Annotated in this window: 13 protein-coding genes; 6 read left to right on the top strand and 7 right to left on the bottom strand. The window is 72.6% G+C overall.

All coding sequences use genetic code 11. The annotated features are described in order from the left end of the window. Nucleotides 1-13: 13 nt before the first annotated feature. From SHK17_RS00255 to pknB, 4 genes are read left to right on the top strand one after another with little or no spacing between them, the layout of a single operon-like run. Nucleotides 14-1420, top strand: coding sequence for an FtsW/RodA/SpoVE family cell cycle protein (locus SHK17_RS00255; RefSeq protein ID WP_322423707.1), 1407 nt, complete (start codon nucleotides 14-16; stop codon nucleotides 1418-1420). Beyond that, nucleotides 1417-2877: a peptidoglycan D,D-transpeptidase FtsI family protein gene (locus SHK17_RS00250; protein WP_322920679.1), complete on the top strand. Its 1461-nt coding sequence runs from the start codon at nucleotides 1417-1419 to the stop codon at nucleotides 2875-2877. The genes SHK17_RS00255 and SHK17_RS00250 overlap by 4 nt, the downstream gene beginning before the upstream one ends. Continuing rightward, nucleotides 2874-4412, top strand: a complete 1539-nt coding sequence (locus tag SHK17_RS00245) for a serine/threonine protein kinase (RefSeq protein WP_322920677.1) — start codon at nucleotides 2874-2876, stop codon at nucleotides 4410-4412. The genes SHK17_RS00250 and SHK17_RS00245 overlap by 4 nt, the downstream gene beginning before the upstream one ends. Further along, complete coding sequence (gene pknB / locus SHK17_RS00240) at nucleotides 4409-6247, top strand: Stk1 family PASTA domain-containing Ser/Thr kinase (RefSeq protein WP_172268409.1); 1839 nt, start codon at nucleotides 4409-4411, stop codon at nucleotides 6245-6247. The genes SHK17_RS00245 and pknB overlap by 4 nt, the downstream gene beginning before the upstream one ends. Here the strand turns inward: pknB and SHK17_RS00235 are convergent. After that, entirely contained in the window at nucleotides 6219-6971 is a 753-nt protein-coding gene (locus tag SHK17_RS00235; protein ID WP_172268406.1) for a DUF881 domain-containing protein, read from the bottom strand. The two genes, pknB and SHK17_RS00235, sit on opposite strands and share 29 nt — an antisense overlap. Between SHK17_RS00235 and SHK17_RS00230 the strand changes: the two genes are divergently transcribed. Further along, nucleotides 6907-7518: a cell division protein CrgA gene (locus SHK17_RS00230; RefSeq protein ID WP_322423702.1), complete on the top strand. Its 612-nt coding sequence runs from the start codon at nucleotides 6907-6909 to the stop codon at nucleotides 7516-7518. The two genes, SHK17_RS00235 and SHK17_RS00230, sit on opposite strands and share 65 nt — an antisense overlap. A gap of 411 nt (nucleotides 7519-7929) precedes the next feature. Here SHK17_RS00230 and SHK17_RS00225 read toward each other — a convergent pair whose 3' ends face one another. Both SHK17_RS00225 and SHK17_RS00220 read right to left on the bottom strand, forming a co-directional pair. Further along, the gene (locus SHK17_RS00225; RefSeq protein ID WP_172268400.1) at nucleotides 7930-8877 is read right to left on the bottom strand and encodes a rhomboid family intramembrane serine protease; all 948 of its coding nucleotides are present in this window, start codon (nucleotides 8875-8877) and stop codon (nucleotides 7930-7932) included. Between the two features lie 48 nt (nucleotides 8878-8925). After that, on the bottom strand, nucleotides 8926-9438 hold the full coding sequence (locus tag SHK17_RS00220; RefSeq protein WP_322920675.1) for a peptidylprolyl isomerase: 513 nt from the start codon (nucleotides 9436-9438) through the stop codon (nucleotides 8926-8928). A gap of 241 nt (nucleotides 9439-9679) precedes the next feature. Between SHK17_RS00220 and SHK17_RS00215 the strand changes: the two genes are divergently transcribed. Beyond that, nucleotides 9680-10528, top strand: a complete 849-nt coding sequence (locus SHK17_RS00215) for a hypothetical protein (protein ID WP_322920674.1) — start codon at nucleotides 9680-9682, stop codon at nucleotides 10526-10528. A 100-nt stretch (nucleotides 10529-10628) separates the two neighbouring features. Here the strand turns inward: SHK17_RS00215 and SHK17_RS00210 are convergent, their stop codons facing one another. Genes SHK17_RS00210 through SHK17_RS00195 form a run of 4 tightly spaced genes read right to left on the bottom strand, consistent with a single transcriptional unit; the run spans nucleotide 10629 to nucleotide 13673 of the window. Continuing rightward, nucleotides 10629-11651, bottom strand: a complete 1023-nt coding sequence (locus SHK17_RS00210; protein ID WP_322920673.1) for a 1-acyl-sn-glycerol-3-phosphate acyltransferase — start codon at nucleotides 11649-11651, stop codon at nucleotides 10629-10631. Beyond that, nucleotides 11648-12493, bottom strand: coding sequence for a patatin-like phospholipase family protein (locus SHK17_RS00205; protein WP_322920672.1), 846 nt, complete (start codon nucleotides 12491-12493; stop codon nucleotides 11648-11650). Before SHK17_RS00205 ends, SHK17_RS00210 begins: the two co-directional genes overlap by 4 nt. A gap of 33 nt (nucleotides 12494-12526) precedes the next feature. Beyond that, nucleotides 12527-12907 carry a DUF3817 domain-containing protein gene (locus SHK17_RS00200; protein WP_216652079.1) on the bottom strand — a complete coding sequence of 127 codons (381 nt, stop codon included), beginning with the start codon at nucleotides 12905-12907 and terminating at the stop codon, nucleotides 12527-12529. 10 nt (nucleotides 12908-12917) lie between these two features. Further along, a complete protein-coding gene (locus tag SHK17_RS00195; RefSeq protein WP_322920670.1) occupies nucleotides 12918-13673 on the bottom strand; it encodes an SURF1 family protein in 756 nt (251 codons plus the stop codon). Nucleotides 13674-13679 lie beyond the last annotated feature (6 nt).

The following is a 13679-nucleotide window of genomic DNA, read 5'->3' as shown; positions in this document are numbered from 1 at the left end:
CGGGGGTGAGTCGATGAGCCAGAACGGTGCCCTCATGGGCTTCGTGCACCGGCGCCGCCGGGGCGCGGAGCTGTTCCTGCTCGTCCTGGCGCTGGCCGTCGGGATCGGGGCGTACGCCGCCGTCGGCCTCGGCGTCGAGGGAGTGGTCCCGGCCGACCTGGCCGGCTACGGCGGGTGGCTGACCGCCCTCATCGTGGTGGCCCACGTGACCGTGCGCATCGTCGCGCCCTACGCCGACCCCGTGCTGCTGCCGCTCGTCGCGGCGCTCAACGGCCTCGGCCTCGCCATCCTGCGCCGCCTCGACCTCACCTACGAGGCCAACGGGCTCGACCAGCACACGTTCGCCCGCCAGCAGCTGACGTGGATGACGCTCGGCGTGATCCTCTTCGTCGCCACCCTCGTCCTGCTGCGCGACCACCGCTCCCTGCAGCGGCTCACCTACACCTCCGGCCTGGCCGGCATCCTGCTGCTCATCCTGCCGTTCCTGCCCGTCATCGGCGGCGAGATCAACGGCGCCCGGATCTGGATCAACGTCGCCGGCTTCAGCTTCCAGCCCGGCGAGGTCGCCAAGGTGCTGCTCGTCGTCGCCTTCTCCGGCTACCTCGTGCTGCACCGCGACGCCCTGGCGCTCGCGGGGCGGCGGGTGGTCTTCGTCGACCTGCCCCGGGGTCGCGACCTCGGCCCGATCCTGGCGATGTTCGGCGTCTCGATGATGATCCTGGTCCTGCAGAACGACCTCGGGTCGTCGCTGCTGTTCTTCGGGCTGTTCCTCGCCATGCTCTACGTCGCCACCGAGCGGCCCGGCTGGCTGGTCGTCGGCGGACTGCTGTTCGCCGCCGGCGCGCTGGCGGCGTACACCTTCGTCGGCAACGTGCAGAACCGCTTCAACTTCTGGCTGCACCCGATGGACTACTACGAGGCGTCCCCCGGCAGCGGCCAGCTCGTCGAGGCGATGTTCGGCATGGGCTGGGGCGGGCTGATCGGCCGCGGTCTGGGCAACGGCTTCCCGGAGCGGGTGCCGTTCGCCTACTCCGACTTCATCCTCTCCACCGTCGGCGAGGAGCTCGGGCTGACCGCGGTCATGGCGATCGTGCTCTGCTACGGCCTCATCGTGGAGCGGGCGCTGCGCATCGCGCTGATCTCGCGCGACGGCTTCGGCAAGCTGATGGCGCTGGGGCTGGGCGCGATCATCGCGCTGCAGGTGTTCGTCGTGATCGGCGGCGTCACCGGGCTCATCCCGCTGACCGGCCTGACCACCCCGTTCCTCTCCTACGGCGGCTCCTCGCTGGTGGCCAACTGGGTGGTCGTCGCCCTGCTGCTGCGCATCTCCGACCAGGCCCGGCGCCCCGCTCCGCGCCTGGACCCGGTCGACGACTCGGTGGCCGACAGCGAGAGCACCCAGGTGGTGAAGCTGCGGTGAACAAGCCCATCCGCGTCGTGTCGGTCTTCTGCCTGGTGCTCTTCCTCGCACTCCTGGTCAACTCGACCTACCTGATGTACGTCCGCGCCGACGACCTGTCCGACGATCCGCGCAACCGCCGGGTCATCACCGCGGCCTACTCGCGCGAGCGCGGCGCGATCCTCGTCGGCAACGACGCGATCGCGCGCAGCGTGCCGTCCGACGACAGGTACGAGTTCCAGCGCACCTACACCCAGCCGCTCAAGTACGCCCCCGTCACCGGCTACTTCTCCTTCTACGGCCAGACCGGCATCGAGCGGTCGCAGAACGCCGTGCTGTCCGGCGACGACTCGCGGCTGTTCGTCACGCGGCTGGTCGACATGCTCAGCAACAGCGACCCCCAGGGCGGCAACGTCCAGCTGACGATCGACGCCGCCGCGCAGGACGCCGCGTGGGAGGGCCTGGAGAACCTGCCGGGCGACGCCCAGGGCGCGGTCGTGGCGCTCGAGCCGACGACCGGACGCGTGCTGGCGATGGCCTCGACTCCGACCTTCGACCCCAACAACCTCGCCTCGCACGACTTCGGGGCGGTGCGCGACCTGAGCGTCGAGCTCAACAACGACCCGCGGCAGCCGCTCATCAACCGCGGCATCGGCACGACGCTGCCGCCGGGGTCGACGTTCAAGCTGGTCACCGCCGCGGCCGCGATCGAGTCGGGCGACTACGACGCCGACTCGATGGTGCCCGGCGGGTTCCGGTTCCAGCTGCCGCAGTCCACCACGTCGGTCGGCAACTACGACGGCGGCGACTGCGGCGGGCGCCGGATCACCCTCACCCAGGCCCTCCAGGTCTCGTGCAACGTGACCTTCCTCAGCCTGGCCAACGAGCTGGGCGTCGAGGCGATGGCCGACCAGGCGGAGGCGTTCGGCTTCAACTCCACCTCGCTCGAGGACCTCGGGGGCCAGGCCACGTCGCTCTACCCCCGCGACATGGACCCGCCGCAGACCGCGCTGTCCGGCATCGGCCAGTCCAACGTGACGGCGACCCCGCTGCAGATGGCGATGGTCGTCGCCGCCATCGCCAACGACGGCGACGTGATGCGCCCCTACGTCGTCGACGAGGTGCGCGCGCCGAACCTCTCGGTGCTCGACCGCACCGACCCCGAGACGATCAGCAAGGCCATCTCCAGCACGACAGCCGACGAGCTGACCCGGATGATGGTGGAGACCGTCAGCTCCGGCACCGCCACGCCGGCGCAGATCCCGGGTGTCGAGGTCGCCGGCAAGACCGGCACCGCCCAGTCCACGCCGGACCGCCCGCCGTACGCCTGGTTCGTCTCCTTCGCCCCGGCCGACGAGCCGCAGGTCGCCGTCGCCGTGCTGGTGCAGTCCAGCGACACCTCCCGCAGCGAGATCGCCGGCGGCCGGCTCGGCGGCCCGATCGCCAAGGCGGTCATGGAGGCGGTGATCAGCCAGTGAGCACCCTCTCCCCCGGCGGCCACGTCGACGGCGCCGGCCGCTACGTCCTCGAGTCCCGCATCGCCACCGGCGGCATGGGCGAGGTCTGGGCGGCGCGCGACACCGTCCTCGGGCGCGCGGTCGCGGTCAAGGTCCTCAAGCCGGAGTACGCCGACGACGCGCTGTTCCGCACGCGCTTCGAGACCGAGGCCCGCCACGCCGCCGCGCTCCACCACCCCGGCATCGCCGCCGTCTTCGACTACGGCGCCGGCTCCGCCCCCGACGGGTCCGGCACCCCGCGTCCCTACCTCGTGATGGAGCTCGTCGAGGGCCAGCCGCTCTCGGCGCTGCTGCGACCGGGCGCGCCGCTCGACGCCGCGGCCACGCAGGACCTCCTCGCCCAGGCCGCCGACGCGCTCGGGGTCGCCCACGCCGCCGGCATCGTGCACCGCGACGTCAAGCCGGCCAACCTCATCGTCACCCCGGACCGGCGCGTCAAGGTGACCGACTTCGGCATCGCCCGGGCAGCCGAGGGGATGGCGCTCACCGAGACCGGCCAGGTCCTCGGCACCCCGGCCTACATCTCACCGGAGCAGGCCGAGGGCCGCACCGCAAGCGCGGCCTCCGACGTCTACTCCCTCGGCGTCGTCGCCTTCGAGTGCCTCGTCGGCCGCAAGCCCTTCGTCGCCGACACCCCGGTCGCCACCGCGATCGCCCACCTCCGCAACCCGGTGCCCGAGCTGCCCGACACGGTGCCCGCCGACCTCGTGCGCGTCGTACGCCGCTCGCTCGCCAAGGCGCCGGAGGACCGGTTCGCCGACGGCTCCGCCTTCGCCGCCGCCCTGCGCGACCCCGCCTCGGTGGACGGCACGGCCACCGTCGCCGCGACCCCCGCCGTCGCCCCCGCCACCCAGGTCATCCCCGCCGCTGCCCCCGCCGCTGCCCCCGCCGCTGCCACTGGTGCGACCGAGCCCGCGGCGGTCGCCGCGCCGCCGCCCGAGCGCGAGCGGCGTACGACGCCGTGGCCGCTCGTCCTCGGCCTCGTGGCCGTCCTGGCCGCCGTGCTGCTGGCCTTCTGGCTCGGCACGCGCGACTCCGACGAGCCCACGGACCCGGCGTCGCAGGACCCGGCTCCGTCCCAGACGCCCGGGAACACCCCGAGCGGGACGCCCACCGGGACACCGACCGACACGCCGTCGGACACCCCGAGCGAGACGCCCACCGAGACGCCCACCGAGACACCGACCGAGACACCGACCGAGACACCCACAGAGACACCCACGGAGACGCCGACCGAGACCGAGCCGGCCACCGTCGAGGTCGACCCGGCCGCGTTCGTCGGGCGGGACGCCAAGGACGTCGAGAAGGAGCTGCGCGACCTCGGGCTGACCCCCGAGCGCGTGGAGGTGGCGAATCCCGGTGACCAGCCGGAGGGCGTCGTCGTGTCGGTCGAGCCCAGTGGGGCGCTCCAGGAGGGTGACACGGTGACGGTGAGCTACTGGGCCAAGGTGCCACCGGGTCAGCAGAAGGACGAGGAAGAGGGCGACGAGGAATGACGCAGTCCGATCCGACGCTGATCGGCGGCCGCTACGAGCTCGGGGAGCTGCTCGGCCGGGGCGGGATGGCGGAGGTCCGCAAGGGCAAGGACCTGCGCCTCGGGCGCACCGTGGCGGTCAAGCGGCTGCGCACCGACCTCGCGAGCGACGCCACCTTCCAGGCCCGGTTCCGCCGCGAGGCCCAGTCCTCGGCGTCGCTCAACCACCCCGCCATCGTGTCGACCTACGACACCGGTGAGGAGATGGCCACCGACGGGTCCGGCGTCGCCCAGCCCTACATCGTCATGGAGTGCGTCGAGGGCCGCACGCTGCGCGACATCCTCCGCGAGGGCCGCAAGATCCTGCCCGAGCGCGCCCTGGAGATCACCGCCGGCGTCCTGTCCGCGCTCGACTACAGCCACCGCGCCGGGATCATCCACCGCGACATCAAGCCCGGCAACGTGATGCTCACGCCGACGGGCGACGTCAAGGTCATGGACTTCGGCATCGCGCGCGCCATCTCCGACGCGTCCTCCACGATGACGCAGACCGCGGCCGTCGTCGGCACCGCGCAGTACCTCTCCCCCGAGCAGGCCCGCGGCGAGACCGTGGACTCCCGCTCCGACGTCTACTCGACCGGCTGCATGCTCTACGAGCTGCTGACCGGCCGGCCGCCCTTCGTCGGCGACAGCCCGGTCGCCGTGGCCTACCAGCACGTGCGCGAGCAGGCCGCCCCGCCGTCCGACCTCGACGACCAGCTCGACCCCGAGATCGACGCGATCGTGATGAAGTCCCTCGCCAAGCGCGTCGAGGACCGCTACCAGAGCTCGGCAGCCATGAAGGCCGACATCGAGCGCTACCTCTCCGGCCACCCGATCCAGGCGCCGGCGGTCGTGCCGGCGGCGGAGACGGCGTACGTCGCCGCGGTCCCGCCGGCCGACGCGACCACGACGATGACCTCCGGCCCGCCGCCGCGCGAGCCGCAGGAGTCGCGCGGTCGTACGGCCTGGTGGATCCTCGGCGGACTGCTGGCCGTGCTGCTGCTCGGCGCGGGCGCGTGGGCGCTCAACGGGCTACTGTTCGAGGACTCGCCGGAGCGCCTGCCGGTGCCCAACCTGGTCGGGCTGACCGAGCAGGAGGCGCGGCTGAAGATCGTCGACGCCGGACTCCGGGTCGGCGAGGTCGACCGCGAGCCGTCGGAGACGGTCGAGGCCGACCTGGTGATCTCGCAGGACCCCAACCGCGACGTGTTCGCCGACCCGGACTCGTCAGTCGACTTCGTGCTCTCGCTCGGCAGGCCCGAGGTCGAGGTGCCCTACGTCGTCGGCACCCTCCGCAAGGACGCGCGCGCCGCGATGATCGAGCAGGGCCTCAAGGTGCGCTTCGAGGAGGAGGACTCCGACGAGCCGCGCAACCAGGTGCTCAGCACCGCGCCGCCCGCCGGCACCTCCGTCGCCGACGGCACCACGATCACGATCGTCTACTCCGACGGCCCCGCGCAGGTGCCGGACGTGCGCGGGCTGCGCCAGGGCGAGGCGGAGCGGACCATCCGCGAGGCCGGCTTCGTGCCCGACGTACGCGTCGACGCGGCGTCGGTCGAGCCGCGGGGCACGGTCGTGGACCAGATCCCGGTGGGCGGCACCGCCGACCAGGGCAGCACGGTGACGATCTTCGTCTCCGCCTTCGTCGAGCCCACCGAGACACCGACCGAGACGCCGACCACCCCGACCGAGACGCCGACCGAGACCCCCACCACGCCGACCGAGACGCCGACGCTCCCGACGGAGACGCCGACCACGCCGACGCCACCGCGGGTCGCTCCCGGGACTACTCCGGGATCGGCGTCGCGTAGGTGAGGTCGAGCAGGCCGGTGTAGGACGGGGCCGTCGCCGTCTCGAGCGGGGTCATGTCCCACGAGACGCCGCCGCCCGGCACGAGCGTGTAGTCGCGGTAGGTCGCGAGGATCGGGTCGGTGGTGAGCTCGGCCTGGATGGCGTCCGGGTCGCCGATGCCGACGATGACGTAGGGCGGGGAGTACGGCAGCCCGTTGAGCGTCACCTGGTTGCCCTCGCACTTGATGCCGGTCGTCGAGATGAGTCGCTGGCCCTGGATGGTGACGGCCGCCGCGCCGGCGTTCCACATGGCGTTGGCGACGGCCTGGATGTCCTGCTGGTGCACGACGAGGTCGTTGGGCTCCCCCTCGTAGGCCAGGCGGGCCTCGAGCGGGGCGTCGTCGAGGGTCACCTGCACGGCCGGGCCGGCCATGTCGGTGAGGCCCGCGGGGTCGACGATGGTCGCGATCTCGTCCTGCACCCGGCCGACGGAGCGGTCCCCGAGCTGGGCGCTGAGCGCCTCGACCTCCGCGTTGAGCGCAGCGGCCTGCGCGGTGAGGTCACCGGCCTCGTCGCGCTCGGCACGCACCACCGACGCGAGGTCGGTCAGCCGCCCGGCCCGGAGGTCGAGGCCGTCGCTCTGCTGGGCGCTGACGCCGAAGAGCACCCCGCTGACCAGCACGATGACCGGCGTCGCCACGCGCCAGACGCTGCGGCGTCCGGGGCGATCGTGGGACTCAGGGGGCATGACGACTACGCTAACCCCCCGTCGGGCGCCGCGCCGCCTTGCGACCGGTGCCGCCGAGCGCCGGAGAACCTCCCGCCGAGCCACAGGAGCAGCAGTGTCGAAGTCCCAGACGGTCACCCCCGACGCGAGGAGCACGCTCTTCACCGTCAGGTTCATGATCGCCCTGCTGCTCATGGTGGCCGGCATCGCCTGGCTGGTCTTCTACTACGTCCAGGGCCGCGGCAACCCGCTGGCGGTCCCGCCGGTCCCCGGCAGCCCGAAGGCCGTCTCCGACCTCGGCGACTGGAACTACGCCATCGGCTTCGGCCTGCTCATGTTGGGTCTGATCGTGTCCGCCCACCCCTCCACCCCGCTGGGCCGCGGCCGCGGCGTCGTGGTGGGCATGCTGGCCTGCTTCCTGATCGGCCTGATCTGGATCTGCACCTTCTACGTCTTCTCCGACGACCTCTCCAACCTGTGGGTCTTCAACGACCTCGGGCAGTGGAACCTCGTCGTCGGCATCGCCTTCATGGCGGTGGGCTTCAGCTTTGCCACCAAGTGGGAGTAGGTTCTCCCTCGGCTGGTCGTCACTGACCGGCCGGCACGACTGCACCAGCGCCTCGAGCGGTGAGTGAGGCGCCTTCCTGGGGAAGGGAAGGCGTCTCTCTCACCGCTCGAGTCATTTCGGGGGCCGTCCGTCGACTCGCGCGGGATCGATCGGCTGTGGAGCGGTGAGTGAGGCAGGTTCGGGGTACGGCGAACCTGCGTGGCTCACCGCTCCTCGGCGCAGAGATATCCACACTGTGGAGAACTCCTGTGGAGGAATTACACCGGTGTAGTTGTCCACAGGTGTGTGCACACCTGTGGGAACAGTGGGCCCTGACCCCCGGGTGCTCCCTCAGCGCCAGACGAAGGCGTACGCATGCGTGCCGGTCCGTATGACGCAGCCCGCCAGAGGTGAGCGGCGGGCCGCCGACCCTCAGCCCAGCGCGCCCACGCGTACGACGGCAAGCGCGAGCAGCACGACCGTCAGCAGTGCGGTGCCGCCCCACTGGAACAGCGAGCGGTGGGCCTTCGGGGCGTACGCGATGATCGCCGCGACCGCCATCCCGCCGAGCAGCCCGCCGAGGTGACCCTGCCAGGAGATGTAGCGCCATCCGACGACGGTGATCACGACACCGAGGGCGAGGTTCTGCATGAGCCACGAGGTGTCGAGGCGGGCCTTGCGGAACGTCACGAGCAGGCCGCCCAGCAGGGCGTAGATCGCTCCCGAGGCGCCGAGGGTGTAGCCGGTCGGGTCGGAGAGCCAGAGCACCATGACGCTGCCGGCCAGTCCCCCGACGAGGTAGACGAGCAGGAAGCGCGCCCGTCCCATGATCCGCTCCAGCGCCGGGCCGAGGATGTAGAGCGCCATCATGTTGAGCGCGATGTGCCACACGTCCACGTGGGTGAACATGCTGGTGACCATCTGCCACCAGGCGCCGTCGGAGACGCCGGACTGCCAGCCGGTGATCGGCAGGGTGGAGCACAGCTCCGCATCGCCGACGGAGGGGTAGTAGCGACCCGACCCGTCCGTGAGCTCGCACCGGCCGCGCGGGCTGAGCGCCAGCAGCGCGGTCAGCCGCGAGCCGCTGCCGCCGGTCGCCGTGATCGCCAGCCAGACCAGCGCGTTGATCGCGATGAGGACGTACGACGTCAGGCGCGGGTCGGCGCTGCGCTCGCCGCCGTAGAGCGCGCGGTTCTGGCGCGAGCCCTTGGCGGCCTCCTTGACGCAGTCGGGGCACTGGAAGCCCACGGCGGCGTCGCGCATGCAGTCGGGGCAGATCGGCCGGTCGCAGCGCTGGCAGCGGATCCAGGTCTCGCGACCGGGGTGCCGGTAGCAGGTGGGCACCCCGGTCGCGGCCGGGCCGTCGGACGGCTGGGTCATCAGGAGGTGGAGCTCGGCAGGGTGATCAGGAACGTGGTGAGGTCGACGTCAGCGCTTGATCGCGAGCGTCTCGATGACGACCGACTCCACCGGGCGGTCCATCGCGCCCGTCTTGGTGCTGCCGATCGCGTCGACGACGTCGCGGCTGGCCTGGTCGGCCACCTCGCCGAAGATGGTGTGCTTACCGTTGAGCCACGGGGTGGCGCCGAGGGTGATGAAGAACTGCGAGCCGTTGGTGCCGGGGCCGGCGTTGGCCATGGCGAGCAGGTAGGGCTTGTCGAAGACGAGCTCGGGGTGGATCTCGTCCTTGAACGTGTAGCCCGGGCCGCCGGTGCCGGTGCCGAGCGGGCAGCCGCCCTGGATCATGAAGCCCTCGATGACCCGGTGGAAGCCGAGGCCGTCGTAGTACTTCTCCCCGGTGCGCCCGGCGTCGTCGCGGTAGTCCTTGGTGCCCTCGGCGAGGCCGACGAAGTTGTCGACGGTCTCGGGAGCGTGGTTCGGGAACAGGTTGACGACGATGTCGCCCCGGTTGGTCGTGAAGGTCGCCTGGGGGTCGGCCATGGGAGTGCCTCTCAGCTGTGGGTACGTGTGACGTCTCGTTGTCGTGCGTGCGACCCGATCCTGCCACGCGGGTCCCACGCCCGACCCACGCAGCCCGGACCGGCAGCCCACGCCTGGGCCCACGCGCGGCGCCCTGCCCGCCCGGCCACCCACGTGCCGCGCGTCTCGCACACCCGGACGGGGCTGGCCGCGTCAGGGAGGGCATGGTGAGATGGACGGACACAGACAGAGGAGGTCACGCATGCCTTTCGGCCGCAAGAAGTCCCTCATGGACCGCGCCCACGACTACGTCGAGCAGCTCTCGGAGACCGTCACCGAGTCCGTCATCCCCCAGCTGGAGCAGGCGTGGGAGCAGGCCGTCGACAAGGCCGGGCCCGCCATCGCCGACGCGCGTGACAAGGCCCAGCCGTTGCTCGCCGAGGGTCGCACCGTCGCTGCCGAGAAGGCGGCCGCCGGAGCCGCGATCGCCGCCGAGCGCGCCGCGGAGGCCCGCGAGAAGGCAGCGCCGCTGCTCGAGGAGGCGCGCGCCCGTGCCGCCGAGACCGCGTCCCTGGCCGCCGCCGTCGCCGCGGCCCGTGCCGCCGAGGGCCGCGACCTCGCGACCGCCAAGGTCAACGAGCTGCGCGGCATCGAGCCCGAGCCGCAGGGCGGCGGCAAGCTCAAGAAGCTGCTGCTCCTCGGCGGCCTGCTGGCCATCGGCGGCGTGATCTTCAGCAAGCTGCGCGGCAAGCAGGACGCGGAGGCCAACTGGCAGTCGACCTACGTCCCCCCGGCACCGCCCGCGTCCTCGACCTCGTCGACCTCGACGACCTCGACGGCCGCCGCGGCGGCCGCGCCGGTGACCCCGGTGACCCCGGTGACCCCGGCGACGACCGCCCTGGCCGACCCCGTGGGCGACCCCCTCACCGACCCGATCGGGGAGGTCACCGCGGACGACGTCGTCACCGCGGAGCCCCCCGCGTCGGTGGACGTCGGCGGCGGCGCCCCCGGCGAGGCGATCAGCGACTCGGCCGAGGAGGCGCACGACGCCACCACGCCCGACGCCCCCGCGGAGATCATCGACATCGAGGACGTGCCGCGCCACACGTAGTCCGGCTTGCCCCGCCCCGGGCGGTGTGCCACCCACGCTCCTGATCCTCGGGACGTGGCTGGGACACCGCCCGCGGTCGTTCCGGGAGGAGTCGCACCGCTCAGCGGGCGAGGTCGACCGGCCGGTGCTCCTCGACCCAGTCGTCGATCCGCTCCCACCAGCCGTAGAGCCACTCGATCCGCGCCTCGCGGTCCTCGGGGATCTCCGCGCGCGGCACCTGCCACCAGCGCATGGTGAGCTGCTTGTCCATCGGCAGCTCGCGCCACAGGTCGCCGACCGTGAGCAGGTGGTCGAGCCCCGTGTGCGCCACCATCAGCACGTCGGCCTCCGGCGCCGCCTCGAGGGCCGCAAGCACCCCGCCGGGCCGTGGTGCCAGGACGTGGGTCATCTCCTCGGCGCGGACCGCCATCCGCTCGAGGCCGAGCCTGCGGAGCCGGGCGATCCCCCGGTCTCGGCGGGCCGGGGTGAAGTTGCCGCCCTCGGGGAAGATCACGAAGGCGTCGTTGTCGTCGAGCCCCGACGCGAGGGTGGCGATCTGCGACTCGAGGTCCTCTCCGGCGACCGGGTTCGGCGAGATGAAGCGCGCCGGGATCCGGTTGAGGATGACGTCGATCGCCGGGTCCCAGGCGAGGGTGTTCTTGAGGACGACCCGCGGCTCGCGGTGGTACCAGTGCAGCAGCGCGTACATCAGCGTGAACGAGTCGCCCGGCCCGGCGTGGCGGCACATCACCAGCACCGGCCCGTCCGGCACCCGCGGCGGGTGGGGGCCGTCCGTGCGGATCCGGAGGGCGAGCACCCGGCGGGCCTCCCGGAAGAACACGATCAGCGTCCCCTGCACCAGGTCGTAGTGGATCCCGGCGAAGTACGGCGACCGGATCCGCCAGCCGAAGCCGCTGGCGAGCCAGAGCCCGAGCAGCACGACGAGCAGCAGCGTCTCCATCGTGGCGTAGAGCAGCACCAGCCACAGCAGCCGCAGCGCGCGCCACCGCCCGGGCAGCACCGGCGACAACGCGGCCGCGACCAGCAGCCACGCGGGCATGGTCACCCAGAGCAGCACCGTCAGCCCGATGACCGCCGGGGCGACGAGGAGCCGGCGGACGGCCCAGACCGCGCGACGGCTCACGGACGGCGGTCCGGGCGGGGACCGAGGGCCTCGTCGAGGTGGCTGCGCGAGGCGGCGTACGTCGCGTCGATCCGGGCCTGCACGCCGGCGAAGTCGCGGTGCGCCCACAGCGAGTCGTCGCGCGACGACGTACCGGCGGCAGGCAGGACGTGCGCCTCCACACCGTCGGGGATCGTCGCCATGTCGCGGGTGAAGCGGTGCCGGCGGGCCACCTCGAAGCTCACCCGCGCCACCTCCCACGGCTTCGTCGGCGGCTTGAGCGGCCGGTCGATGCGACCCACCTGCAGCACGAACACGCGCGTCGCGCCGAGCTCGACCGCGCGACCGACGGGGATGGAGTTGACCAGGCCGCCGTCGAGGAAGTGCTCGCCGTCCACCTCGGCGGGCGGGAGCAGGCCGGGTACGGCGGCGCTGGCGAGGATCGCCGGCACGACCGGGCCGCTGGTGAACCAGTGCTCGGCCGCGCGCTCGATGCTGGCCGCGCACACCTCGAACCGCACCGGCAGGTCCTCGAAGCGGGTCTCGCCGAGCTCCTCCTCGAGGCGACGCCGGAGCGGGGCGGAGGAGTAGATGTGGGTGCCGGTCGTGACGGCCCGGCGCACCGTGCGCAGCGGCCGGTCGCCGTACACGTCGCCGCCCTGCGCCGTCTCGGCCCAGAGCTCGGTGAGCCGGTCGACCACCGGGAGCTCGGGCTGGCGCGCCACCAGGGCGCCGTTGAGCGCACCCACGCTCGTGCCCAGCACCAGGTCCGGGACGATGTCGCGCTCGAGCAGCGCGCGCAGCATGCCGACCTCGACCGCGCCCAGCACGCCGCCTCCGCCGAGCACGAACGCTGTGGTCATGGCCCGACCCTAGTGAGGGCGGGGGCGCGGCGGCTACGCGGTCTGCGGGTGCTCGGCGCGCACGCGCTGGGTGGCGCGGTGCTCCGCCCAGAACGACAGGACCGGGATGGTGCCGCAGACCAGCGTCACGAGGGTGAACGGCAGGTCCCAGCCGGCTCGGCGCGAGAGCAGGAAGGCGCAGAACAGGAAGATCATGTAGAGCCAGCCGTGGGCGACGCCGAGGTAGGTCGTGATGGCGTCGCCGAGCTCGTTGAGGTCCGACCCGGGCGTGACCCACATGGGCGTGCTGTCGAAGACGCCCCACATCGGGGAGCCGTCGAAGTTGGCCAGCGGGACGCCGATCAGGCAGAGCACCACGAGCAGGACCCCGACGATCGTGGCCATGACGCGGTAGGCGGTGAGGGTGCGGGACACGGCGCTCAACCTATCGGGGGGTCGGTTGCCCGACCTCGGTGGTGTCGAGCGCCTCGGCGACCTCCGGAGCCGTCGCGTCGCGCCGCCAGCGCCACCAGATGAAGGCCGCGAACGCGCCGAAGACCCACCACTCGAGCGCGTAGAGCAGGTTGCGGATCCCGGTGAAGCGGCTCGGGCTGGGCAGGGCCTCGAGCTCGGCGGGACTGAGTCCCTCCGCCGGCTCCTGGGCGACGAGGTAGGCGGAGTAGAGGTCGACGTCCACGCGCTGCACCGCGTCGGCCACGCGGATCTCGGGGAAGACGTCGTCGGAGGGGTCCGCGTCCGTGACCAGGCTGCCGTCGGGCGCCTGCAGCCAGCCGGTCAGGTCGGCGTCGCCGGTCGCCTCCAGCAGTGCCGGGTCGGGCTCCGCCGCCCAGCCGCGTACGACGAGCACGGCGGAGTCGTCGACCTGCAGCGGGGCCACCGCCCAGTAGCCCGCCTCTCCGTCGAGCTCGCGGTCGTCGACCCAGAAGCCCCCGTCGAGCCACTCACCGGCGACCTCGACCGGCCGGCCGAGGTCGGGCGCGGGGAAGCGGTCGTCGCTGCCCATCACGTCGGTCAGCGGCACGGGGGTGATCCCGGTCAGGTCGCGGGCCTCGGCGTCGCGGTGCGCCTGCCACGCGTCGTACTGCCACGTCCCCAGCATCGTGGCGATCGCGACCAGCACCAGCGCGAGGGCCGCGGCGCCGAGGTCGGTCAGCAGGCCGGGTCGGCGGGAGGCGGTCACGGCCTC

Source organism: Nocardioides renjunii, assembly GCF_034661175.1.
GTDB classification, from domain to species: Bacteria; Actinomycetota; Actinomycetes; order Propionibacteriales; family Nocardioidaceae; genus Nocardioides; species Nocardioides renjunii.
This window is presented reverse-complemented; position numbering and strand designations above follow the sequence as displayed.